At 64.5% G+C, this 22605-nt stretch carries 20 protein-coding genes; 13 read left to right on the top strand and 7 right to left on the bottom strand.

Going from position 1 to position 22605, the window contains the following annotated elements; genetic code table 11:
• The first annotated feature begins 81 nt into the window (after positions 1-81).
• Together QJT82_RS07660 and QJT82_RS07655 are read left to right on the top strand one after the other, a co-directional pair.
• A complete protein-coding gene (locus QJT82_RS07660) occupies positions 82-1254 on the top strand; it encodes a fumarylacetoacetate hydrolase family protein (RefSeq protein WP_028338844.1) in 1173 nt (390 codons plus the stop codon).
• Positions 1255-1462: 208 nt separating this feature from the next.
• On the top strand, positions 1463-1735 hold the full coding sequence (locus QJT82_RS07655) for a hypothetical protein (RefSeq protein WP_028338843.1): 273 nt from the start codon (positions 1463-1465) through the stop codon (positions 1733-1735).
• A 327-nt stretch (positions 1736-2062) separates the two neighbouring features.
• On the opposite strand, the gene QJT82_RS07650 is transcribed toward QJT82_RS07655, so the two are convergent.
• Positions 2063-2524, bottom strand: coding sequence for an Lrp/AsnC family transcriptional regulator (locus QJT82_RS07650; protein ID WP_016841346.1), 462 nt, complete (start codon positions 2522-2524; stop codon positions 2063-2065).
• A 131-nt stretch (positions 2525-2655) separates the two neighbouring features.
• Between QJT82_RS07650 and QJT82_RS07645 the strand changes: the two genes are divergently transcribed.
• A complete protein-coding gene (locus tag QJT82_RS07645; protein WP_028338842.1) occupies positions 2656-5022 on the top strand; it encodes a transketolase in 2367 nt (788 codons plus the stop codon).
• 308 nt (positions 5023-5330) lie between these two features.
• Positions 5331-6764 (top strand): aldehyde dehydrogenase family protein, encoded by a 1434-nt coding sequence (locus tag QJT82_RS07640; RefSeq protein WP_028338841.1) that lies wholly within the window; start codon positions 5331-5333, stop codon positions 6762-6764.
• 211 nt (positions 6765-6975) lie between these two features.
• Here the strand turns inward: QJT82_RS07640 and QJT82_RS07635 are convergent, their stop codons facing one another.
• Entirely contained in the window at positions 6976-7938 is a 963-nt protein-coding gene (locus QJT82_RS07635) for an SMP-30/gluconolactonase/LRE family protein (RefSeq protein WP_028338840.1), read from the bottom strand.
• 113 nt (positions 7939-8051) lie between these two features.
• Here QJT82_RS07635 and QJT82_RS07630 point away from each other — a divergent pair, with 113 nt between their 5' ends.
• Positions 8052-8873, top strand: coding sequence for an NAD(P)-dependent oxidoreductase (locus QJT82_RS07630; protein WP_028338839.1), 822 nt, complete (start codon positions 8052-8054; stop codon positions 8871-8873).
• Here the strand turns inward: QJT82_RS07630 and QJT82_RS07625 are convergent, their stop codons facing one another.
• Both QJT82_RS07625 and QJT82_RS07620 read right to left on the bottom strand, forming a co-directional pair.
• Positions 8874-9440: an invasion associated locus B family protein gene (locus QJT82_RS07625; protein WP_155258340.1), complete on the bottom strand. Its 567-nt coding sequence runs from the start codon at positions 9438-9440 to the stop codon at positions 8874-8876.
• Between the two features lie 34 nt (positions 9441-9474).
• Complete coding sequence (locus tag QJT82_RS07620; RefSeq protein WP_028331865.1) at positions 9475-10167, bottom strand: GntR family transcriptional regulator; 693 nt, start codon at positions 10165-10167, stop codon at positions 9475-9477.
• A gap of 170 nt (positions 10168-10337) precedes the next feature.
• Between QJT82_RS07620 and QJT82_RS07615 the strand changes: the two genes are divergently transcribed.
• From QJT82_RS07615 to QJT82_RS07600, 4 genes are all read left to right on the top strand, one after another.
• Positions 10338-12041: an IlvD/Edd family dehydratase gene (locus tag QJT82_RS07615; protein ID WP_028338837.1), complete on the top strand. Its 1704-nt coding sequence runs from the start codon at positions 10338-10340 to the stop codon at positions 12039-12041.
• 160 nt (positions 12042-12201) lie between these two features.
• A complete protein-coding gene (locus tag QJT82_RS07610; RefSeq protein WP_028338836.1) occupies positions 12202-13203 on the top strand; it encodes a TRAP transporter substrate-binding protein in 1002 nt (333 codons plus the stop codon).
• 22 nt (positions 13204-13225) lie between these two features.
• Positions 13226-13810: a TRAP transporter small permease gene (locus QJT82_RS07605; protein ID WP_028338835.1), complete on the top strand. Its 585-nt coding sequence runs from the start codon at positions 13226-13228 to the stop codon at positions 13808-13810.
• Entirely contained in the window at positions 13807-15147 is a 1341-nt protein-coding gene (locus QJT82_RS07600) for a TRAP transporter large permease (RefSeq protein ID WP_028338834.1), read from the top strand. The genes QJT82_RS07605 and QJT82_RS07600 overlap by 4 nt, the downstream gene beginning before the upstream one ends.
• A gap of 153 nt (positions 15148-15300) precedes the next feature.
• On the opposite strand, the gene QJT82_RS07595 is transcribed toward QJT82_RS07600, so the two are convergent.
• Positions 15301-16095 (bottom strand): enoyl-CoA hydratase-related protein, encoded by a 795-nt coding sequence (locus QJT82_RS07595; protein ID WP_028338833.1) that lies wholly within the window; start codon positions 16093-16095, stop codon positions 15301-15303.
• A gap of 257 nt (positions 16096-16352) precedes the next feature.
• On the opposite strand from QJT82_RS07595, the gene QJT82_RS07590 reads away from it, so the two are divergent.
• Positions 16353-17576, top strand: a complete 1224-nt coding sequence (locus tag QJT82_RS07590) for an FAD-dependent oxidoreductase (protein WP_028338832.1) — start codon at positions 16353-16355, stop codon at positions 17574-17576.
• A 98-nt stretch (positions 17577-17674) separates the two neighbouring features.
• Here QJT82_RS07590 and rbsK read toward each other — a convergent pair whose 3' ends face one another.
• Together rbsK and QJT82_RS07580 are read right to left on the bottom strand one after the other, a co-directional pair.
• Entirely contained in the window at positions 17675-18610 is a 936-nt protein-coding gene (gene rbsK / locus QJT82_RS07585) for a ribokinase (protein ID WP_028338831.1), read from the bottom strand.
• A gap of 21 nt (positions 18611-18631) precedes the next feature.
• Positions 18632-19525, bottom strand: a complete 894-nt coding sequence (locus QJT82_RS07580) for a sugar kinase (protein ID WP_028338830.1) — start codon at positions 19523-19525, stop codon at positions 18632-18634.
• Positions 19526-19750: 225 nt separating this feature from the next.
• On the opposite strand from QJT82_RS07580, the gene QJT82_RS07575 reads away from it, so the two are divergent.
• The 3 genes from QJT82_RS07575 (at position 19751) to QJT82_RS07565 (ending at position 22583) form a co-directional block, all read left to right on the top strand.
• Positions 19751-20599, top strand: coding sequence for a VOC family protein (locus tag QJT82_RS07575; RefSeq protein WP_028338829.1), 849 nt, complete (start codon positions 19751-19753; stop codon positions 20597-20599).
• Between the two features lie 249 nt (positions 20600-20848).
• The gene (locus QJT82_RS07570) at positions 20849-21505 is read left to right on the top strand and encodes a TetR/AcrR family transcriptional regulator (RefSeq protein ID WP_035630951.1); all 657 of its coding nucleotides are present in this window, start codon (positions 20849-20851) and stop codon (positions 21503-21505) included.
• Between the two features lie 268 nt (positions 21506-21773).
• The gene (locus QJT82_RS07565) at positions 21774-22583 is read left to right on the top strand and encodes an ABC transporter permease (RefSeq protein ID WP_028338827.1); all 810 of its coding nucleotides are present in this window, start codon (positions 21774-21776) and stop codon (positions 22581-22583) included.
• Positions 22584-22605 lie beyond the last annotated feature (22 nt).

Below are 22605 nucleotides of genomic sequence, written 5' to 3'. Positions count from 1 at the left end.
TGACAATGCCATGACCGCTGTTTCACGCCGCCGGGCGGACTGTGCTAACAAGCCGACAAAACCAAAAAGGGAGATGTGCCGATGATTTCGCTCACGCCAAAAGACGTCCTGCCGGAGGACGGCACCGCCGGCACGCTGGTCGGACGGGTCTGGCTGCCGCAGGCCGGCGGGCCGGCTGTCGCCGCGGTTCGGGCAGATGGCGTGTTCGACGTCACGGCGCGGTTCCCGACGGTGAGCGCGCTCTGCGAGGAAATCGATCCCGCGGCCGCGCTGCGCGCCACGCGCGGCGAGCGGATCGGCGATTTCGAGGCGATCCTCGCCAACACCCCGCCCGACGGCCGCGACAAGGCCAGGCCGCATCTGCTGGCGCCGGTCGACCTCCAGGTGCTGAAGGCCGCCGGCGTCACCTTCGCGATCTCGATGCTGGAGCGCGTGATCGAGGAGCGGGCGCGCGGCAATCCGTCCTCGGCGGAGGCGATCCGCAAGGAGGTGGTGCGCCTGGTCGGCGACGATCTCTCCAAGCTGAAGCCCGGCTCCGAGCAGGCGATGAAACTGAAGCAGGTGCTGATCGATCAGAATGCCTGGAGCCAGTATCTCGAGGTCGGCATCGGTCCCGACGCCGAAGTGTTCACCAAGGCGCCGACGCTGTCCTCGGTCGGGTCAGGCATGGACGCCGGGCTGCATCCGAAGTCGACCTGGAATAATCCGGAGCCGGAGGTCGTGCTTGTTGTCTCCGCCGCCGGCAAGATCGTCGGCGCCGCGCTCGGCAACGACGTCAATCTGCGCGACTTCGAGGGGCGCTCGGCGCTCTTGCTGTCGAAGGCCAAGGACAACAACGCGTCCTGCGCGATCGGCCCGCTGCTCCGGCTGTTCGACCAGACCTTCTCGCTCGACGATGTCAGGAAGATGGATGTCGGCCTGACCGTGACGGGCGCAGACGGCTTCGTGCTCGAGGGCCATTCCTCGATCAGCAAGATCAGCCGCGATCCGACCGATTTGGTCGCCCAGACCATCGGCTCCGTGCATCAATATCCCGATGGATTTGCGCTGTTCCTCGGCACGATGTTCGCGCCGGTCAAGGACCGCGACGCCAAGGGCGAGGGTTTCACCCACAAGCGCGACGACATCGTCACCATCGCCGCGCCGCAGCTCGGCAAGCTGGTCAACCGGATGCGGGGCAGCGACGAGTGCGAGCCCTGGACCTTCGGCGTCGGCGCTCTGATGAAGAACCTCGCACAGCGCAAGGTGCTGTGAGGAGAAGATACTAATCCATCGTGAGGTTAGCACGCTCGTCGGGCTCCCTCCCCCCTTGTGGGGGAGGGTGGGGAGAGGGGTGGCCCCAGGCGAGATGTTCGATCACACCGGGCTCCGTAGCGCACGTGCCCGCGTGGGTCGGTCGCTGTCTTGAAATGCGCCTTTCGATGATGTGCCACTGTTCGCTGAAGCGGCGGCATTATCGAACATGTTCAGAAACCTGCGCGGCAGATCGACCGTGTGGCGCAACTTGAGCGCGCTAAAACACGCGGAATTTGCCGCTTTTTCCTGGCTTTATGTGAACCAGTTCATCCTCGTTCGCGCCGGTCCGCTCCAGCATATCGGCTCGACGCGAACAGAAGGAGTCGCGGACATGAACGAGCAGCCATCAAACGGAATGCCCAATTGGCTCACCACCGATATGCTGGTCATTGCCGTCTCACTGGCCATCATCGTGATTGGGATTTGGATCGCGCCGTAGCCTGGTCGTCGCGGCGAGGCCGTCCAGCCGGGCAGAGCGCCAGCGCCAATCACTGAGTTGCGCCGACGGCGCAAGCCTCCTTTGCAAAACGGAACGAGATGCAAAGCTCGGACGAAAGATGTCGCGAGAATGCGAAGTTATGCCCACTGACAGCGCAACACACTCAGTGTCGTCCCTGCGAAAGCAGGGACCCATAACCACAAATGCTGATTGTTGAACGATGCTGGGACAACGAGTCCCGTTCTCTGCGGCGTATGGGTCCCGGCCTTCGCCGGGACGACGGTGTACATTTGGTGCGACCGATGGCAGTTCAGATGCAAGCAACACTCACACCGGCAACGCCGTCGAATACTTCACCTGGCTTAGCGCAAAGCTCGACTCGATGGAGGCGATGCCGTCGAGCCGGGTCAGCTTGTTTTTCAGGAATGCTTCATAGGAGGAGAGGTCGGCGGCGACGACGCGCAACAAATAGTCGCGATTGCCGGTCATCAGGTAGCATTCGAGCACCTCGTCCCATTTCGAGATCGCGCGCGCGAAGCGGTTGAGGTCTTCCTCCTTCTGCCGCGCCAGCTTGATCGAGATGAAGACGGAGACGTGCAGCCCGATCGACTTCTGGTCGACGGTTGCGATGTAGCGAGAGATCACGCCGCGCTCCTCGAGCAGCTTGACCCGGCGGTGGCAGGGCGACACCGACAGCCCGACCTTGTCGGCGAGTTCCTGCATGGTCATGCGGCTGTCGGTCTGGAGCAGACTCAGGATCTTGCGGTCGATGGCATCGAGGGCAGGCATTGGGATGAACTCGTCAGTTGAAGCCGGATCGTGGGAATTTATCCCAATTTTTCCTGTGCTGTCGCGTGGAATTGAGATTTTCGCCGCCGCTTGCGGCAGTAACATTCCGGCGTATCGCCCGGAGCATTGCCATGGGAATCGCGCCTAAACGCCTCGACATGCTGTCCGCCCTGGCCCGCAAGGTGCTGTGGCTGTCGTCGTGGACCATCCATCACGCCAACCATGTGCGGCCCTCCACCGACGGGTTGAAGGTCGGCGGCCACCAGGCCTCGTCGGCCTCGCTCGCCAACATCATGTCGGCGCTTTATTTCTCGGTGTTGCGCCCGCAGGACCGCGTCGCGGTGAAGCCGCATGCGAGCCCGGTGTTCCACGCCATCCAGTATCTGTTCGGCCACCAGACCCGCGACAAGCTGGAGAATTTTCGCGGCTACAAGGGCGCGCAGTCCTACCCGTCGCGCACCAAGGACAGCGACGACGTCGACTTCTCCACCGGCTCGGTCGGTCTCGGCGTGGCGCAGACCTTGTTCGCCTCGCTGGTGCAGGACTACGTCAAGGCGCATGGCTGGCTGAACGACCGGCCGGAGGGCCGCATGATCGCGCTGGTCGGCGACGCCGAGATGGACGAGGGCAACATCTTCGAGGCGCTGCTCGAGGGCTGGAAGCACGGCCTGCGCAACACCTGGTGGGTGGTCGACTACAACAGGCAGTCGCTCGACGCCGTGGTGCGCGAGGGGTTATGGGCCAAATTCGAGACCATGTTCCGCAACTTCGGCTGGGACGTGGTGATCGTGAAGTACGGCAAGCTGATGCTCGAGGCGTTTGCCGAGCCCGGCGGCGAGGCGCTGCGGCGCTGGATCGACAACTGCCCGAACCAGATGTACGCCGCGCTCTGCTTCCAGGGCGGCGCGGCGTTTCGCAAGCATCTGCGCGACGACATCGGCGACCAGGGCGAGGTGTCGGCGCTGATCGAGCGCCGCAGCGACGACGAATTGCTGGCGCTGATGTCGAATCTCGGCGGCCACGACATGGCGAGCATGATCGAGGCCTTCGAGGCGATCGACCATGATCGGCCGGTCTGCTTCATCGCCTACACCATCAAGGGTGTCGGCCTGCCGATGCAGGGCCACAAGGACAACCACGCCGGCCTGATGACGGTGGCGCAGATGGAGAAGTGGCGCGCCGCGCAGAATATCCGCCCCGGCCACGAGTGGGACAAGTTCGAGGGCCTGTCGCAGGAACCTGCGAAGCTCGAGGCGTTTCTCGCCGAGGCGCCGTTCAACCGCGAGGGGCGCCGCCGCCTGTCGGCGCCTGAAATCGATGTGCCGGAACGGCTGGCCTTCAAGGCCTCGGCGCAGATGTCGACGCAACAGGGTTTTGGCCTCGTGCTGCACGAGCTGGCGCGCGGCGACAGCGAACTCGCCTCGCGCATCGTCACCGCATCGCCCGATGTCACCGTGTCGACCAATCTCGGCGCCTGGGTCAACCGCCGCGGCCTGTTCGCGAAAGCGGAGAACCACGATCTGTTCCGGCAGGAGAAGATCCCGTCCGCCTACACCTGGGAATATTCGCCGAAGGGACAGCACCTCGAGCTCGGCATCGCCGAGATGAATCTGTTCATCATGCTGTCGGCGCTCGGCCTGTCGCATCAGATCAACGGCGCGCGGCTCTTGCCGGTCGGCACGCTGTACGATCCCTTCATCGAACGCGGCCTCGATGCGCTGAACTACGCCTGCTACCAGGATGCCCGCTTCATGGTGGCGGCGACGCCGTCGGGCATCTCGCTGGCGCCGGAAGGCGGCGCGCATCAGTCGATCAAGACGCCCTTGATCGGGATCGGGCAGGACGGGCTCGCCTCGTTCGATCCGGCCTTTGTCGATGAACTTGCCGTGATCATGGGCTGGGGGTTCGGCCACATGCAGCGCGAGGGCGCCGAGGGTGGTTCGGTTTACTTGCGACTCTCGACGCGGACGCTGGAGCAGCCGCAACGGATCATGACCCCGGACCTGCAGCGCGACATCACCGACGGCGCCTACTGGATGCGCAAGCCGGGCCCGAACTGCGACATCGTCATTGCGTATACCGGCACCGTCGCGCCGGAGGCGATCGAGGCGGTCGGCCTGATCGGCGAGAGCCATCGCGACGTCGGTCTGCTGGCGGTAACCTCCGCCGACCGGCTCTATGCGGGTTGGTCCGCCGCGCGGAATTTGCGCCGCGACCGCCGCGGCGCGCAGCATTTGAGTCATATCGAGCGCATGCTGGCGCCGCTCGGTCGCGACTGCGGCATTGTGACCGTGATCGACGGCCATCCGGCAACGCTCGGCTGGCTCGGCAGCGTGCGCGGTCACCGCGTCGAGGCGCTCGGCGTCGAGCATTTCGGCCAGACCGGCACGATCGGCGACCTCTACCGCCACTACGGCATCGACGCCAACGCCATCATCGACGCGGCGGAAAGCGTCTCGGTCGGCGCCCCGGTGCGGCATCGCAAGATGGCGGTGTAGCCACATCGTCGTCCCGGCGAAGGCCGGGACCCATAACCACCGATCTTGGTGTGGAAGAGGGATGGGGCAACGAGTCGCGTACACCTCTCGCATTTTTGGCAATGGGTCCCGGCCCCCGTGCGCAATTGCGCACTAGGCCGGGACGACGGATATAGCCTTGCCACACGTGCGGCTCGGACCTTATATCTCGCGGACGCGCACGAGCCGCGTCCCGCATATGGCGGGTTCAATTCGCCGGGCTTTCGTGCAAGGATGCCTGCCGAACGCTTTCGTTCCCCATTCCATACGCCCCGTACAAGAGGTTTCCGATGGTCAATCGCATGCAATTCTACATCGACGGCGCCTGGGTCGATCCCGTCGTCAAAGGCAAGTCCACCCCGGTCGTCAATCCGGCGACCGAAGAAGCGATGTATGAGATTGCGCTCGGCTCCAAGGCCGATGTCGACAAGGCAGTCGCCGCCGCCAAGCGCGCCTTCGAGACCTATTCCAAGACCAGCCGCGAGGAGCGCATCGCGCTGCTCACCAAGGTCGTCGAGGTCTACAAGGGCCGCATGAAGGAGATCGGTGCCGCCGTCTCCGACGAGATGGGCGCGCCGCTGCCGATGGCCGAGAAGCTGCAGGCCGGTGCCGGCCTCGGCCACCTCATGAACACCCTCGAAGTGCTGAAGAAGTACGAGTTCGAGGAGACCATGGGCACCGCCGTGATCGTGCGCGAGCCGGTCGGCGTCGTCGGCATGATCACCCCCTGGAACTGGCCGCTCAACCAGATCGCCTGCAAGGTCGCGCCCGCGCTCGCCGCCGGTTGCACCATGATCCTGAAGCCGTCGGAGTTCACCCCGACCTCGGCGCTGATCTTCGCGGAAATCCTCCATGAAGCCGGCGTGCCGAAGGGCGTGTTCAACCTCCTCAACGGCCTCGGCCCGGAGGTGGGTGCGGCGATGAGCGAGCACCCGGACATCGACATGATCTCGTTCACCGGCTCGACCCGCGCCGGCGTCGACGTCGCCAAGCGTGCGGCGCCGACCGTGAAGCGCGTCAGCCAGGAACTCGGCGGCAAGTCGCCGAACGTGATCCTCGACGGTGCCGACCTCGCCAAGGCGGTGACCGGCGGCGTGATGCACATGTTCAACAACTCGGGCCAGTCCTGCAACGCGCCGTCGCGCATGATCGTGCCGCTCTCCAAGATGAAGGAAGTGGCCGCGATCGCGAAGGGCGTCGCCGACAAGACCAAGGCCGGTGATCCGCGTGCCGATGGCACCACGATCGGCCCGGTGGTCAACCGCGGCCAGTGGGACAAGATCCAGGCGCTGATCCAGAAGGGCATCGACGAGGGCGCAACGCTCGTCGCCGGCGGCCCGGGTTTGCCCGAGGGTGTCAACAAGGGCTTCTATGTCCGTCCGACCATCTTCGCCGACGTCACCAACGACATGACGATCGCTCGCGAGGAGATCTTCGGACCGGTGCTGACCATCCTGGGCGCCAAGGACGAAGCCGACGCGGTGAAGATCGCCAACGACACGCCGTATGGTCTCGCCGGTTACGTCTCGGCCGACACCGTGGAAACCGCGCGCCGCGTCGGCCGCCAGATCCGCGCCGGCAACGTCAACCTGCAGGGCGTGCCCAACGAGCGCTCCGCGCCGTTCGGCGGCTACAAGCAGTCCGGCAACGGCCGCGAGTGGGGCCGTTATGGTCTGGAAGAATATCTCGAGGCCAAGGCGGTCGCCGGCTACAACGCCGCGTAAGCCGAGCCACGAGAGACACGACTTTTGGCGCCGGGGCGGTTCACCGCTCCGGCGTCAGACGTTTTGGAAGGCAGAAGTTTTCATCGTCGTCCCGGCGAAGGCCGGGACCCATAACCACCGATGTATCTGGTTGAGTAAGCTCGGGCCGCATTGTTCGAATAACGAAGGTCTGTGGTAATGGGTCCCGGCCTTCGCCGGGACGACCAAGAAATTAACCGCCGAGCGCGCCTTGGGTGTTGACGTAGAGCGCATAGATCGACTGGCTCGCCGCCATGAACAGGCGGTTGCGCTTGACGCCGCCGAAGCAGAGGTTGGCGCAGCGCTCCGGCAGCGCGATGCGGCCGATCATGACGCCGTCGGGCGCGAACACGACGACGCCGTCGAGCTCGGGATCACCCATGCCCCAGCCGCACCATAGGTTGCCGTCGATGTCGCAGCGCATGCCGTCGGGCGTGCCCGGACCGGCGTCGATGAAGACGCGTTTGTTGGAGATCGTCCTGCCGTCGGCTGCGACGTCATAGGCGAGGATCTTGCGGTTCGGCTCGCCGCGGGATTCCACAACATAGAGGATCCTCTCGTCCGGCGAGAAGCACAGCCCGTTCGGCCCCAGCACGCCCTCGGCGACGATCGTGGCCTTGCTGGCTTCGGGATCGAGCCGGTAGACGTTGGGCTCGATCTCGGGATCGGCCTTGTAGCCCTCGTAATCGCCGAGCAGGCCGAAGATCGGATCGGTGAACCAGATCGAGCCGTCGGATTTCACCACGACGTCGTTCGGCGAGTTCAGCCGCTTGCCGCCGAACGAATCGATCAGCACCGTAATCGATCCGTCATACTCGGTGCGCACCACGCGGCGACCGCCATGCTCGCAGGTGATCAGCCGCCCCTGGCGGTCGCGGGTGTTGCCGTTGGCGAAGTTCGACGGCTTGCGGAAGATGCTGACCGCGCCGGTCTCTTCCTCCCATTTGAGGATACGCTGGTTCGGGATGTCGCTGCACAACAGATAGCGGCCGTCGCCGAACCACACCGGACCTTCGGCCCAGCGCAGGCCAGTCGCGATGCGCTCGATGGCGGAGAGTTTTAGCCAGTATTTCTCGAAGCGCGGATCGAGCGCGTGGATCGCGGGATCGGGATAGCAGGTCGCGGGACGCCAGCCGGCGGAATGAACATCGGACATTTGCTGTTCTCGTTGTTGTGTTTCGATGGTGTTTCCTTGAGCGCCTGGTTTGCTATCATTGTCGGCCTGCGACCGCAATTCGATCGCAGCAATCAGGAAAGAAGAGGGACGGCATGCCACGCATATTGATGACCGGCGCATCGGGGGGAATCGGAACGAGCCTGCGCAAGCTGCTGCCGCCGATCTATCCGGATCTCCTGCTGAGCGATATCAAGCAGCCCTCCGATCTCGGCAACAACGAAAAGTTCAAGGCGGCCGATCTCGCCAACCTCGCAGAGGTCGAGGCGATCTGCGAGGGCGTCGATGGCATTCTGCATTTCGGCGGCTATTCGGTCGAAGGTCCCTGGGACGCGATCCTGCAGTCCAACATCATCGGCTGCTACAATCTGTTCGAGGCGGCGCGCAAACAGGGCGTCAAGCGCGTGATCTTCGCCTCATCCAATCACGCGGTCGGGTTCTATCCGCGTCATCACCGCATCGGTACCGACGTCACCGCGCGGCCGGACAGTCGTTACGGTGTCAGTAAGGTGTTCGGTGAAGGCGTCGGCGCGCTCTATGCCGACAAGCACGGCATCAAGGTCACCTGCCTGCGGATCGGCAATTTCGGCGAGGCGCCGCTCGACCACCGCAGGCTCTCGATCTGGCTCAAGCCGGAAGACCTCGTCCAGCTCTGCCGCATCGGGCTCGAGCATCCCGACATCCATTTCGAGGTGCTGTACGGCGCGTCCTACAATGAGCGCTCGTGGTGGGACAATCACCGCGCCTACGATCTCGGCTATCGCCCGACCGGAAGGGCTGAGGATTTCCGCGAGCACGCGATGGCCGAGCAGGCCAAGCTGCCGCCGGATCCGGTCGGCGACTATTACCAGGGCGGCGCGTTCTGCAGCATGGAGTTCGACGGCGACAGGGAGCGGGTGATCGACTGGAAGAAGTGATCAATCCTCGCATTGCGGCAGCTGCTTCACGGATTCGGTGTGCTGCTGCGCGTCCTTCGAACCTTGCCCGGATGTCTTGGGCGGGCTGCCGGGCCCGTCAAAGGTCTCGGCGAAGTGCGTGAGGGGAAAGGCGAGGCTGATGGTCTGCCCGGTGAGGTTCTTGGCTTCGACGGCGATGGTCTGCGCGTGCTTCAGCCGCTCGATCATTTCGCCATCGGCCTCGAGCGTGCCGCCGCAGCCGAGCGTGTAGCAATGCGGCTTGGCGATCCGGATCGGCTCGTCCTGATCGATGCGGAGGCTGATCGTGCCTTCCAGCATGGTCCGCGTTCCGACGTTGGCGCTCACGATCGCGCGCTTGCTGTTCTGCGGCGAGACGCTGAGCGTGCCGCCCGACGGCACGCATTGGCCGCGCGCAGCCGCAGCGACGAAGCAGCTCGCCTCTGTCAGGCAGGTCTTGGTCCAGGGCTCGTAGGTGAGCTGCGTCGCGCGCGGATCGGCCGCTTCGCCGACGCCGCCGAGCGCAAGCTGCACGGCCAGCGATCCAAGGAATATAGCCACATAGCGCATCGCCGTCTCCTTCACGAGGAGGCCGGGTATCGCGCTATTGCGGCTTTTTGTCGTTGGAGATGCGGACGAGATAATCGGCCTTGCTGTACTGCATGTGATCGACGCAGAGCTGCGCCAGCGCCCAGCTGTCGCGGCCCTTCAAGAGCTCGATCATCAATTCGTGCTGGCGGCGCGACAGCGCGAGGCCCTCGCTGTCGGCGAGATTTTTGGCGCGCATCGGCAGCGTCAGGTTCATGTAGTCCTGCAGCGAGCGTACCAGATAGGGATTGCCGCACGCGGAGAACAGCGCGAGGTGGAACGCATCGTTGGTCTCGTGAATGCCGCGCATGTCCTGCGCCTCGGCCTTGATGCAGTAATGCCGTTGCAGTTCGCTCAATTGATCGATCAGGCTTTGCGGCGCCGGCAGGGCAATCATCAGCGCGGCCTGGCGCGTCAGCATCTCGCGCACCTCATAGATCTGCCGTACTTCCTCGGCCGAATAGAACCGCACCGTGGCGCCGACATTCTTCTCGCGCAGCACGATGCCCTGGCGCTCGAGCTGGAACAGCGCCTGGCGGACGAAATGCCGGCTCGCGCCATAGCGCTGCATCAGGGTATCCTCGACCAGCCGCAAACCGGGCGCGAAGCGGCCGAAGATGATGTCCTCCTCCAGCCGGCGGATCACCTCCGCCTGTTCCTCCTCGCGCGAGGGGGCCTGGAGTTCGGGCAATGTGGGCTCGGCTGTCATGCGCTCTCGGCTTTGGTCGATGCCTGAGGTCAGCATGGCGCCACGGTTATTGTCAATAATGGGGGCGATTTTGCCGCAGACCGGCCACCCGCCGCGACCGGATTATCTCATATTGACAATAATTCCTGCCGCTCCTTAAGTGCGGCCGAACAACCACGGGATAGAAGAAAATGGCCGACGGACTTCGCAAGGGACTGACAAGCTATGGTGACGCCGGCTTTTCGCTGTTCCTGCGCAAGGCGTTCATCAAGGCGATGGGCTATTCGGACGATGCGCTCAATCGCCCGATCGTCGGCATCACCAACACCTACAGCGACTACAATCCCTGCCACGGCAACGTGCCGCAGATCATCGAGGCCGTGAAGCGCGGCGTGATGCTGTCGGGCGCGATGCCGTTCGTGTTCCCGACGATCTCGATTGCGGAGAGCTTTGCGCATCCGACCTCGATGTATCTGCGCAACCTGATGGCGATGGATACCGAGGAGATGATCCGCGCCCAGCCGATGGATGCGGTGGTGGTGATCGGCGGCTGCGACAAGACCTTGCCGGCGCAGATCATGGCCGCGATCAGCGCCGATCTGCCGACGGTGGTGATTCCGGTCGGGCCCATGGTCGTCGGCCATCACAAGGGCGAGGTGCTCGGCGCCTGCACCGACTGCCGCCGGCTGTGGGGCAAGTATCGCGCCGGCGAGATCGACGACAACGAGATCGAGGCGGTGAACGGCCGCCTTGCGCCTTCCGTGGGCACTTGCATGGTGATGGGCACCGCCTCCACCATGGCCTGCATCACCGAGGCGCTCGGCCTGTCGCTGCCGATGAGCGCGACGATCCCGGCGCCGCATGCCGAACGCTTCCGCTCCGCGGAGGCCAGCGGCCGCGTCGCGGCCGAGATGGCGAAGACCAAGGGACCGAAGCCGAGCGAGATCCTGACGCCATCCTCGTTCCGCAACGCCCAGGTCGTCATGCAAGCGATCGGCGGCTCGACCAACGGGCTGATCCATCTCACCGCGATCGCCAACCGCTCGCCGCACAAGATCGACCTCGAGGCGTTCGACAAGCTCGGCCGCGAGGTCCCCGTGCTGGTCGACCTCAAGCCGTCGGGCGAACACTACATGGAGCATTTCCATCATGCCGGCGGCGTGCCGAAGCTGATGGCGCAGCTCGGCGACCTCATCGATCTCGATGCCAAGACCATCACCGGCCAGACCTTGCGTGAGGTCGTCGCCAATGCCGAGGATGTGCCGGGGCAGGACGCGATCCGCTCCAAGGCGAACCCGATCAAATCCGAAGGCGCGATGGCGATCCTGCACGGCAATCTCGCGCCGCGCGGCGCCGTGATCAAGCAGTCGGCGGCGAGCCCGAAACTATTGCAGCATATCGGCCGCGCCGTGGTGTTCGAATCGGTCGAGGACATGACGCTGCGGGTCGACGATCCCGCGCTCGATGTGACCGCCGACGACGTGCTGGTGCTGCGCAATGCCGGCCCGAAGGGCGCGCCGGGCATGCCGGAGGCGGGTTACCTGCCGATCCCGAAAAAACTCGCGCGCGCCGGCGTGAAGGATATGGTCCGCATCTCCGATGCGCGGATGAGCGGCACTGCGTTCGGCACCATCGTGCTGCACATCACGCCGGAATCCGCCGTCGGCGGTCCGCTCGGGCTGGTGCGGAACGGCGACATGATCCGGCTCGATGTCGCCAAGCGCAGCATCGATCTGTTGGTCGACGAGGCCGAGTTGCAGAAGCGACGCGCCGCGCTCGCGCCGGCCGGGACGCCCGATTGGGCCAAGCGCGGCTACGCGCATCTCTTCAACGAGACCATCCTGCAGGCTGACGAGGGCTGCGATTTCGACTTCATGCGCGCCAAGGGCAAGTAGCAAGTCGCCCGCGTCGTTCGGTCTGGTGGTCGAATTGTCGATAATTTATGTGATGCGGCACTCAATGATACCCGCAGGCAGCTCGTTTCGCCTGTTTTATTGACAATCCCGCGCGACTGGTGGGATGATCCCCTCAACTAAAAGCAGGGGGAACGTCGCGATGGGCTATTCAGCCAGGATCGTCGGGATTGCCATGGCCGCGGCAGCGCTGCTGCTGTCCGCGGGCGCCGGCGCGCAGGAGGTCAAGCATTACCGCTTCGCGCACGATCAGCAGCTCAATACCGGCTATAGCGTCGCCTACGACATGTTCTCCGCCAAGCTCAAGGAATTGAGCAAGGGGACCATGATCGTCGACCAGTATCCGGGGGCGCAGCTCGGACAGGAGCCGCAGCTGCTGCAGCTTGTGAAATCCGGAGACATTGAATTCGCCATCATCTCGTCGGCGAACACTGCAACCATCTCGCCGCAGGCCGGTGTGATGTCGCTGCACTTCCTGTTCCGCGACGCCAACCACGTGGTCAAGGCGCTTGCCGATCCGAAGGTGATCGATGCGATCAAGGCTATGATCGACGACACGTCGCGAGGCCTTCATGTCATCGCGACGGGCAGCCAAGGTGTGAGAAGCATCTATGCGAGGAAGGAAATCCACAACGTCGGCGACCTCAAGGGTGTAAAGATTCGCGTTCAGGCGACGGCTACGGAGGACACGATCTTCCCGGCTTACGCGGCGCAAACCGTTCATATGCCGTTCGGCAGCGTGTACACGTCGCTGCAGACCGGCGTGGTCGAAGCGGCCGAAAACAGCGTGAACGTCTACCTCGTCAATAAGCACTACGAAGTCGCGCCGGTGCTCTCGATGACCGAGCACGAGGCCAACAATGCGTTGCTGTTCGTCAGCGACAAGCTGTGGCAGAGCCTTTCAGCCGAGCAGAAGGCCTGGGTGACGACGGCGGCCGCCGAGGTGAGCGCCAAGGAGCCGGCGAAGGCGTTCGAACTGGAGAAGGCCGCGGCTGCAAAATTGAAGTCGTTCGGCGTCAAGGTGGTCGAGGACGTGGACAAGAAGAGCTTTACGGCGGTCGCCGATCCCTATCTCGACAAGCTCGCCAAGGATCTCGGGCCGCATGCGGAGAAGATCAAGAATTTGATCCGCGCGATCAACTAGCCCGGGTCCACGGGGAGCGCGAATGGCCATCGCCGACACGCTGGTGCTGCAACGGCAGCGGCATCTGAAATGGCGGGCGCTCGACCGGCTCGAGCTGATCCTGATGATGCTGTGCGGCTTGCTGTGCTTCGGTTTCTCGCTGTCGGTGACCGCCGATATCGTCACCCGCACCATCGGTCATCCCTGGCTGTGGCTGCAGGAGGTGACCTCGACGCTGTTCATCTATGCGATCTTCATCGGGGCCGCGGTCGCGACACGGCGCAACGACCATCTCTATCTCACCGCGATCTCCGAAGCGCTGCATGGCAGGTCGCGGCTGTTCGTCGAGATCGTCATCCGTCTGGTGGTGCTGGGCGTCGCCTTCTGCCTGGTCTGGTACGGCTATCAAAATTACTTGCGCGGCTTCGGCAGCTTCCGCCTGCCGTCGGGTACGCCGATCGCCTCTCTCTATGCGGTGATCCCGCTGTCCGGAATCCTGATCGGCCTGTTCACGATCGAGCAGCTCGTCAACGGCATCCGCAACGGCTTCGACCATCCGGAGCCGACGGATGACGACCTTCCGATTCCTGCGATCGACACCCGCGCGACGACGGGAGTGCAGCCGTGAGCGCACCGGTCGTGCTTGCGTTGATGTCGTTCTGCTTCCTGTTCTTCGGCTATCTCGGCGTGCCCGTGCCGTTCTCGCTGATGGCCGGCGTGTTCGTCGGCGCGCTGCTGTCAGACGTCTCGCTGGCGGCGATCATCCAGAAGATCTTCGACGGCGTCGATTCCGAGGCGCTGCTTGCGATCCCGTTCTTCCTGCTGGTCGGCGAGCTCATGAGCTCGGCAAATGTCGTGGTCCGCATCGCCAATCTGTCGGTCTCGCTGGTCGGTCATATCAGGGGCGGGCTGTCGCAGGTCGTCGTCGTCTTCAGCATGTTCTTCTCGGAGATGTCGGGCTCGACCACCGCCGACGTCGCGGTCATGAGCCGGGCGCTGGGCGGCCCGATGCGGCGGGAAGGGTATGAGCCGGCCTTCATCGCCGCGATCATCGCCTCGGCGTCGACGATCGCGGCGCTGGTGCCGCCGAGCATCACGGCGGTGGTCTATGGCGCGGTCGGCAACGTCTCGATCGCCGGGTTGTTCATGGCCGGCGTGGTCCCCGGGCTGATGATCGGCTTCGGGCTGATGATCTACTGCTACTTCTTCGGGCCCTCGGGACTGCGCAAGCCGCGCGCGCCGCTGCGCCAGGTCGCGTTCGCCGCCGGTGACGCGGCGCTGCCGATGATGATCCCGGTGATCCTGCTCGGCGGCATCCTGACCGGCTGGTTCACGCCGACCGAGGCCGGCGTCGTCGCGGTCGCCTACATCATTATCGTGGTGATCCCGGCGCTGAACCGCGGGCACCTGAAGAAGATCCCGTACGACTTCTGCCTGGCCGGCCTGATCTTCTCGCTGCCGCTGATCACGATCGGCGCGGCGAACGCGTTCGGCTGGATGCTGGCCTATCTGCGCGGCGCGATCTACATCGCCGACTGGATCACCTCGATCGCCGGCAACGATCCCCACCTCATCATGCTCTTGATGGTGCTGCTGTTCACCGTGGTCGGCGACTTCATCGAGCCGGTGCCGACCATCATCATCTTCATGCCGCTGGTCAACGCGCTGACCCAGGCCGGCGACATCAACGGCGTGCACATGGGCGTGGTGCTGATCGCAACGCTGGCGTTCGGCCTGATCACGCCGCCCTACGGGCTCGTGCTGCTGATGGCCTCGAAATTCGTCGGCATCAGCTTTGCAAAAGCGTTGCGGGCGGCGCTACCGATCTATGTCGTGTTCCTGGTCACGATCTGCTTCACGATCTATTTTCCGAAGGTCGTGCTGTGGCTGCCCAAGCAGGTGATCCCGGAATCGGTCGGCTGTTTCAAGGCGCCCGGCGGCACGGGGTACATCTGCCCTAACTAATCTTACCGGCACAGAACCCCTCATGGTGAGGAGCGCGGAACGCGCGTCTCGAACCATGAGGCCCGTCTGTGGCCTCGTCCTTCGAGACGCGCGCGATCCGCGCTCCTCAGGATGAGGGGAGAGACCATTGTAACGCTGTCGTAATTATTGTTCCTACTTCGACTTGCTGGTGAACTTCTTCACAGCGACGCGGAAATCGTCGGTATGCATCGCCGTGATGATCTTGTGTTCCTCGGCGTCGAGCTGCTGCTTGGTCGGCGTGGTGGCGGCCTGATAGACCAGTGATTTGGTCCCCGCGATCGCGGCGGGCGGATTTTGCGCCAGGCGCTCGGCGAGCTGCCGCGTCGCCGCCTTCAGCTCGGCCGCGGGGACGGTCTTGACGACGAGACCCCATTCATAGGCCTGCTGCGCGGTGAAACCATCCTCGGCGAGGAAAATCTGCAGCGCGCGGCGGGTCCCGACCGTGCCGACGATGCCGACCGTGCTGCCGCCATCCGGCGACACGCCGATCTTGGCATAGGCGGGCGTGAAGCGGGCATCCTCTGCGGCGATACACAGGTCGGTCACGAACGCGAGGCCCATGCCGGCTCCGGCCGCCGAACCATGCACGCTGGATAGCACGATCTTCGGCATCCGCCGGACCGTCTCGATGAAGGCATGGTAGTGGTGAAGCATCTCGCCGACCACGGGGGCGACATTGTTGGCCTCGGTCGCGGCGCCGATGGTCTGCAGATCGCCGCCGGCGCAGAAGGCGCGGCCTTCGCCCTCGATGACCAGCACGCGAACGTCCTTGTTGGCTTCAACCTCGGCGCTGAGCTGCTCGAGCTTCTTGGCGATCGTCATGTCGATCGCGTTGAACGCGGCCGGCCGGTTCAGCGTGATGGTCGCGATGGCGCCGTCGATGCGGAGCAAAGCGGGGTCGTTGGCGGAGGGGGCGGGTGCTGGCATATTGAAGACCTTGGGCTTGTTGGTTCCGGACATTTAAGGCCTTGGCGGGAGCCGTGGCAATCCGGTCCGGCGGCCGGGGACCGCGGGTGCGCCCAGAATCGCCTGAGACCCCCTTGCATCGGTGCGAGCCATGAGGCCAAATAGCACGCGCCTTCGGTACGCAGACACGAGCGCTGTGGGGACGGGGCAAGCAAGCTAACATCGACAAGAGGAAACGGCATGGGTCACTCCTGCTCGCGCGTATTTGGGTTGTTCCGATGACGGGCTCGGTCATCATCGTCGGCGCCGGACACGCCGGCTTCCAGCTCGCGGCGTCGCTGCGCCAGGCCGGCTTCGCCGAACGCATCGCCCTGATCAATGATGAAGGCCATTTGCCGTATCAGCGGCCGCCGCTGTCGAAGGCCTATCTGAAAGGGACCGGCGGGCCCGAGACCCTGATGTTCCGGCCCGACAAGTTCTACCAGGACAACAAGATCGAGCTGATCACCGATCGCGCCCATGCGATCGATCGCAATGCGCGGAAGGTGGCGCTCGCCTCCGGCGCGTCGCTCGACTACGGTCACCTGGTGTTCGCCACCGGCGCGCGGAACCGGCTGCTGGATATCCCCAACGCCAGGCTCGATGCTGTCCGCTACCTGCGCATCCTGGACGAGAGCCAGGCGCTGCGCGATTTGATCGCGCCCGGCATGCGCGTCGTCGTGATCGGTGCCGGCTTCATCGGGCTCGAATTCGCCGCCACCGCCCGGGCCAAGGGCCTCGAGGTCGACGTGGTCGAACTCGCCTCCCGCGTGATGGCGCGGGCGGTGACCGCGGAGATTTCCGAGTTCTCGCAATCCCGCCACAGCGCGGCCGGCATCCGGATTCGCCTGGGGGTGCAGGTCACGGCGATCGAGGCCGATGGCGGCAAGGTTACCGGCGTCAGCCTGAGCAACGGCACGCATATCCCGGCCGATCTCGTCGTGGTCGGCGTCGGCGTGCTGCCGAATGTCGAGCTTGCCGCGGAGGCCGGCCTGCCGGTCGCATCCGGCATCATCGTCGACGAGCATCTGTTGACCGCCGATCCGAATGTCTCCGCGATCGGCGACTGCGCGCTCTACACCAGCAAACGCTTCGGCGGATCGCTGCGGCTCGAGTCGGTGCAGAACGCGACCGACCATGCGCGCTGCGTGGCGTCGCGGCTGACCGGCAAGACCGAGGTCTATGACGGCCTGCCGTGGTTCTGGAGCGACCAGGGCCCCGACAAGCTGCAGATGGCGGGTCTCACCACCGGCTACGACCGTGTCGTGGTGCGCGGCGACCGCGCGCAGGGCGCGTTCTCGGCGTTCTGCTATCGCGGCGACAAACTGCTCGGCATCGAGTCGGTCAACCGCGCCGGCGATCACATGTTCGGCCGCCGGCTGCTCGGTGCCGGCGGCTCGATCACGCCGGAGCAGGCGGGAGATGCGAGCTTTGATTTGAAGAGTGCGCTGACGCAAATGTAAGCAAGCGTCGTCCCGGCGAAGGCCGGGACCCATACTCTGCAGCGGGTCTAGTGAACGGGACTCGTCATTCCAGCGCCGCAAACATTTGACAGTCGTGGTTATGGGTCCCGGCCTTCGCCGGGACGACTTGGGGAGAGAGCGTCCTCCACCTCATACGCCGTCGGCATCGACGGCGCGGCCCCCATCCGTTGCACGCAAATCGAGGCGGCGGCGTTGGCGTAGGCCAGGGCGTCGCCGAGCGGCTTGCCGATGGCGAGCTGTGAGGCGAGGGCGCCGACGAAGCAATCGCCAGCGCCTGTGGTGTCGATGGCCTTGACCTCGCGTCCCGGCACGAGCAGCGGCTGGTTCTCGACCAGCGCCAGCACGCCGCGCTTGCCGAGCGTGACGCAGACGATCTTGCCTTGCCCCAAGGTCCGGGCCGCCTGTGCGAAGCGGGACGGGTCGTCGCTGTCGCGCAGCTCCGTGCCGGTCAGATAGCCGAGTTCGGTCTCGTTCAGAACGAGAATGTCGACGAGCTCGAGCAGAGCCTTGTCGGCCTGTTTTGCCGGTGCCGGATTGAGGATCGTGGTGGCGCCGACGGCGCGGGCGCGCCGGAAGAAGGCAGTGATCGCCGGCAGCGGAATCTCGAACTGGCTGACCGCGACGTCACCCTTCATAAGTGAGGGAGCCTTGACATCACGAGCGTCAACGAGCCCGTTGGCGCCCGGCACGACGACGATCGTGTTGTCTGCATTGGCGATCGTGATGATCGCCGTGCCGGAATGCGTGCCATTCGTGGTCTTGACCGAGGTGAGATCGACGCCTTGCGCGGCAAGGAACGCTCTCAGCTCCTTGCCGAACGCATCCATGCCGAGCCGGCCGATCAGCGTGGTCGGTATGCCGAGCTTGGCCGATGCCACCGCCTGGTTGGCGCCCTTGCCGCCGGGAAAATAGAGCACGGCCTCGCCGGCCACGGTCTCGCCTACCTTCGGATGGCGCTCGGCGGTCGCCACCACGTCCATATTGATGCTGCCGGCAACGAAGACGTGTCTCATGACTAGCCCCGTTCACCGATATTAAGCCTCGGCGCGAAACTCCTGCTTGACCGCCGCGATATCCGCTAGCGTCGGCAGGCCAGCCTCGTTGCCGAGCTTCTGGATCTTGAAGGTCGAGGCTGCACGTGCGAACTTGAAGTGCTCATGCCAGCCTTTGCTCGGGTTCGAAAGGTAGGAGTAGATGTAGGCGCCGTGGAAGACGTCCCCGGCGCCGTTGGTATCGATCACGCGCGCGCGCGGGATCGGGAAGGCCGGCAGCGTGCGCACCGTGCCGGCCTCGTCATACCAGAGCAGGCCGCGCTCGCCCATGGTGACGCCGCCGACCTTGCAGCCGCGGCCCTTGAGATAGTCGAGCATCTGCTCCGGCGTCTTGTCCATCTGCTCGCACAGCCGTTCGGCGACGATCGCAATGTCGATGAATGCGAGCAGCTCGTGGGTGTTGGTGCGCAGGCCGCCGCCGTCGAGCGAGGTCAGGATGCCGTCCTCGCGGCACAGCTTTGCATAATGGATCGCGGCGTCCGGCTGGTGGCCGTCGATGTGCAGTGCGCGACAGCCCTTGATGTTCAGCAGCGGAAAGGGGTGGATGTGCTGGTCGTCGCGGCAGCGGACGATGGCGCGCTTGCCGTCGTTCGGCATGATGAAGGACAGCGAGGAGGATTTGACCTTGCGAGGGTGGAACGAGATGCCGTACCTGTCGGCCATGTCCCAGAACATCCGTCCCAGCCAGTCATTGGCCATGGTGGCGATCAGGTCCGGCGGGACGCCGAGCTTGGCGCAGCAGAATGCCGCGGTCACGGCGTTGCCGCCGAACGACACCGCATAGGCGTCGGCGACGTGCTTTTCGTCGCCAACGGGCATGTGATCCGTGATGAAGGTGACGTCGATATAGGTCTGTCCGATGAAGAGAGCCTGCATTCGCTTTCCGTCGTGGCTGGTGTGGTCCCGGCCGGCGGTTCCAGACTAGCATTGCTGATCGGCCGATATCGCTGAAAATATTCGCAACCCTGCCTGGTTTACAGGTAGAGATGACGACTGCGCCGGGTCGTTCTGGCATGCGGCATAACGGCCGGCGGCAGTCCGTGGTTCCGGGTTGGGTTAAGGGAGAAACACAATGACGGCAGATTCGGGGAGGTTGCGGCCATGATTACCGGTCTCGATCACGTCGTCGTCCTGACCAGCGACATCGCTGCTGCCAGCGCGGCCTACGAGACGCTGTTCGCGCGGACGCCTTCCTGGCGCTACAGCGGCGGCGGCGCGGACCGCACGCTGTTCACGCTCGATAACACCACGCTGGAATTGGTGGCGCCGCACGGCGACGGCGATGCAGCCCAGCGCATCCGCAGCGCGCTTGCCACCCAGGGCGAGGGGCTTGCGAGTCTCTGCTTCCGCACCAGCGATATCGCGAAGACACACCGCAGGCTCGACCGCTTGACGCTGAAGCCCGAACCCGTCGCGGAGGTCGAGAGCCGCGACGACAGCAGTGGAGCCACGCTGTCGTGGAAGCGTACGCGGGCCGCGACCGACGCGACGCGCGGCGTGCGCATGTTCTTCCTGGAGCGCGAGCAGGAGCGGCCGCTGTCGGTCCGCACCACGACCGCATCGATTACCGCGATGGATCACGTGGTGGTTTCGACCGCCGATCCGGAACGCGCCGCCGCGCTCTATGGTGCTCGGCTCGGGCTCGACATGGCGCTCGACCGGTCGCATCCGGAGTGGGGCCGGCTGATGTTCTTCCGCTGCGGCGACCTCGTGGTCGAGGTCACGCACCGGCCGGGCAAATCGGAGACGGACGCGCCGGACCGGCTGCGCGGCATCTGCTGGCGCGTCGCCGATATCGACGCCACACGTGCGCGGCTGATTGCCGCTGGCGTCGACGTCTCCGAAGTCCGCACCGGCCGCAAGCCCGGCACGCGCGTGATGACGGCGCGCAACGGTACATGCGGTGTGCCGACGCTTCTGGTGCAGCCGTCACAAGGAAAGCCGGGCTAGGCCGCGTTTTGTCCGCGCGGCGTCCCGGCAGTGTGCGTCGCGCGATCCGGTGGCGCGCCCTCAGGTGAGCAATTGCGCGCCGGGGAGTGACGAAGAGGGCATCTACGAGAAATATTCCCGCACGAGCATCACGACAACATTCGTTCTCAAACGTCGCGCGTCATGCTACATTCACGAACCCAGCATCACCGGGCGATCGATTTGGCCAAGGCAAAGCGAATACAGAGATGGCAGCGCGACCCCCAGGGGATGCGGTTGCGTATTCTCGAGGCCGCCAAGCAGGAATTCGCCGCCCATGGCCTCGCCGGCGCGCGGGTCGACCGCATCGCGGCCAACGCCGACGCCAACAAGCGCATGCTGTACTATCACGTCGGCAACAAGGAGGATCTTTATCTCGAGGTGCTGGAAGGCGCCTATGAGAAGATCCGCGCCGAGGAGCGCACCCTCGATCTCGAGCATCTCGATCCGCCCGAGGCGATCGGGCGCCTGATCGATTTCACGTGGAACTATTTTCTGCGTAATCCCGAGTTCCTGGCGCTGCTGAACACCGAAAACCTCGCCAAGGCAAAACACCTGAAGCGTTCGACCAAGGTCAAGTCGATGCACTCGCCCTTTGTCGAGATGATCCGCACCGTGGTGACGCGCGGGGTCGAGAGCGGCGATTTCCGCGTCGCCGTCGATCCGGTGCAGCTCTACATCTCGATCGCCGGGCTCGCGTTCTTCTATCTCTCCAACAGCGCCACGCTGAGCGTGATCTTCGGCCGCGACCTCTTGAAGAAGGACGCCCGCGACGAGCGCCTCGAGCACATGACCGCGCTGGTGCTGGCGGCGCTGACCGGCAAATCCACGGCGGCGTTCGGCGGAGCGATGCCGGCGCTGAAGTCGATGGAACACCGCTTGGTGTGAGGCGGCGCGGCTTGTCCGCGCTCATTGCCCATCATTCTGGCGTGTAGCCCGGATGGAGCGAAGCGCAATCCGGGTAACTCTATCCGCGGATCGCCGTTCCCGGATTTCGCTGCGCTTCATCCGGGCTACGAAGTTTCACCCGACAAAAATTTTCGCCTGACGAAAGTAGCGTATTTCGGTGCGATTTTGCCGCGCGCTTGGGGCTGGACAGTATTTATCCAACGGGTTAATTTCTGAACGAACAGAGAGACTGCAAGGGGAGCGTGACGTGGTGGAGGCAAAGAGCCCTTCGGGCCTGTCGAAGGTGCTGAATGCGGCGTGGGTACGTCCGTTCCTGTTCCTGGTCGTCATCGTGGCGGCCTGGGACCTCGCGATCCGCCTGTTCCATATTCCGGCCTACCAAATTCCCTCGCCCGGCGACGTCGTGGCGGTGCTCTGGAGCGACTGGCCGGAGCTGTTGCGGCAGTCCTGGCCGACAACCTATGCAACGATTTGCGGATTCCTGCTCTCGGCGCTGTTCGGCATTCCCGTCGCGATGCTGATCGCGGGTTCGAAGACGGTCGAGAGCTACGTCTATCCGCTCTTGGTGTTCTCCCAGTCCGTACCGAAGATCGCGATCGCGCCGCTGTTCGTGGTGTGGTTCGGCTTCGGCATCATCCCCAAGGTGATCTCCGCGTTCCTGCTCGGCTTCTTCCCCGTGGTGGTCTCGGCGGTGCAGGGCTTCAAGTCGGTCGACCCTGATATGGTCGATCTGGCGCGCGCGATGCAGGGCAGCCGCTTCCAGGTGTTCCGCGCGGTCAACCTGCCGCACGCGATGCCCGCGATCTTTTCGGGCCTGAAAGTCTCGGTGACGCTCGCCGTGGTCGGCGCCGTCGTCGGCGAGTTCGTCGGCTCCAATTCCGGCATCGGCTATGTGATGCAGCGCTCGATCGGCACCTTCGACCTGCCGACGATGTTCGCCGCGCTGGTGATCCTCGCGCTGCTCGGCGTCATCCTGTTCTGGATTGTCGACCGCATCGAGCGGCTGGTGATCCCCTGGCACGTCAGCCAGCGCGACGACATCATCTTCGCTTCCTAGCGCAGCAACCGGACAAGCGGTC

This window comes from Bradyrhizobium sp. Mp19, assembly GCF_029952935.1.
Classification (GTDB): Bacteria; Pseudomonadota; Alphaproteobacteria; order Rhizobiales; family Xanthobacteraceae; genus Bradyrhizobium; species Bradyrhizobium elkanii.
This window is presented reverse-complemented; position numbering and strand designations above follow the sequence as displayed.

What these genes read in the sequence shown, in the direction of transcription:
- QJT82_RS07660 (WP_028338844.1), top strand. Translation starts at nt 82, where the DNA reads ATGATTTCGCTCACGCCAAAAGACGTCCTGCCGGAGGACGGCACCGCC.
- QJT82_RS07655 (WP_028338843.1), top strand. Translation starts at nt 1,463, where the DNA reads ATGTTCAGAAACCTGCGCGGCAGATCGACCGTGTGGCGCAACTTGAGC.
- QJT82_RS07650 (WP_016841346.1), bottom strand. Translation starts at nt 2,524, where the DNA reads ATGCCTGCCCTCGATGCCATCGACCGCAAGATCCTGAGTCTGCTCCAG.
- QJT82_RS07645 (WP_028338842.1), top strand. Translation starts at nt 2,656, where the DNA reads ATGGGAATCGCGCCTAAACGCCTCGACATGCTGTCCGCCCTGGCCCGC.
- QJT82_RS07640 (WP_028338841.1), top strand. Translation starts at nt 5,331, where the DNA reads ATGGTCAATCGCATGCAATTCTACATCGACGGCGCCTGGGTCGATCCC.
- QJT82_RS07635 (WP_028338840.1), bottom strand. Translation starts at nt 7,938, where the DNA reads ATGTCCGATGTTCATTCCGCCGGCTGGCGTCCCGCGACCTGCTATCCC.
- QJT82_RS07630 (WP_028338839.1), top strand. Translation starts at nt 8,052, where the DNA reads ATGCCACGCATATTGATGACCGGCGCATCGGGGGGAATCGGAACGAGC.
- QJT82_RS07625 (WP_155258340.1), bottom strand. Translation starts at nt 9,440, where the DNA reads ATGCGCTATGTGGCTATATTCCTTGGATCGCTGGCCGTGCAGCTTGCG.
- QJT82_RS07620 (WP_028331865.1), bottom strand. Translation starts at nt 10,167, where the DNA reads ATGACAGCCGAGCCCACATTGCCCGAACTCCAGGCCCCCTCGCGCGAG.
- QJT82_RS07615 (WP_028338837.1), top strand. Translation starts at nt 10,338, where the DNA reads ATGGCCGACGGACTTCGCAAGGGACTGACAAGCTATGGTGACGCCGGC.
- QJT82_RS07610 (WP_028338836.1), top strand. Translation starts at nt 12,202, where the DNA reads ATGGGCTATTCAGCCAGGATCGTCGGGATTGCCATGGCCGCGGCAGCG.
- QJT82_RS07605 (WP_028338835.1), top strand. Translation starts at nt 13,226, where the DNA reads ATGGCCATCGCCGACACGCTGGTGCTGCAACGGCAGCGGCATCTGAAA.
- QJT82_RS07595 (WP_028338833.1), bottom strand. Translation starts at nt 16,095, where the DNA reads ATGCCAGCACCCGCCCCCTCCGCCAACGACCCCGCTTTGCTCCGCATC.
- QJT82_RS07590 (WP_028338832.1), top strand. Translation starts at nt 16,353, where the DNA reads ATGACGGGCTCGGTCATCATCGTCGGCGCCGGACACGCCGGCTTCCAG.
- rbsK (WP_028338831.1), bottom strand. Translation starts at nt 18,610, where the DNA reads ATGAGACACGTCTTCGTTGCCGGCAGCATCAATATGGACGTGGTGGCG.
- QJT82_RS07580 (WP_028338830.1), bottom strand. Translation starts at nt 19,525, where the DNA reads ATGCAGGCTCTCTTCATCGGACAGACCTATATCGACGTCACCTTCATC.
- QJT82_RS07575 (WP_028338829.1), top strand. Translation starts at nt 19,751, where the DNA reads ATGATTACCGGTCTCGATCACGTCGTCGTCCTGACCAGCGACATCGCT.
- QJT82_RS07570 (WP_035630951.1), top strand. Translation starts at nt 20,849, where the DNA reads ATGCGGTTGCGTATTCTCGAGGCCGCCAAGCAGGAATTCGCCGCCCAT.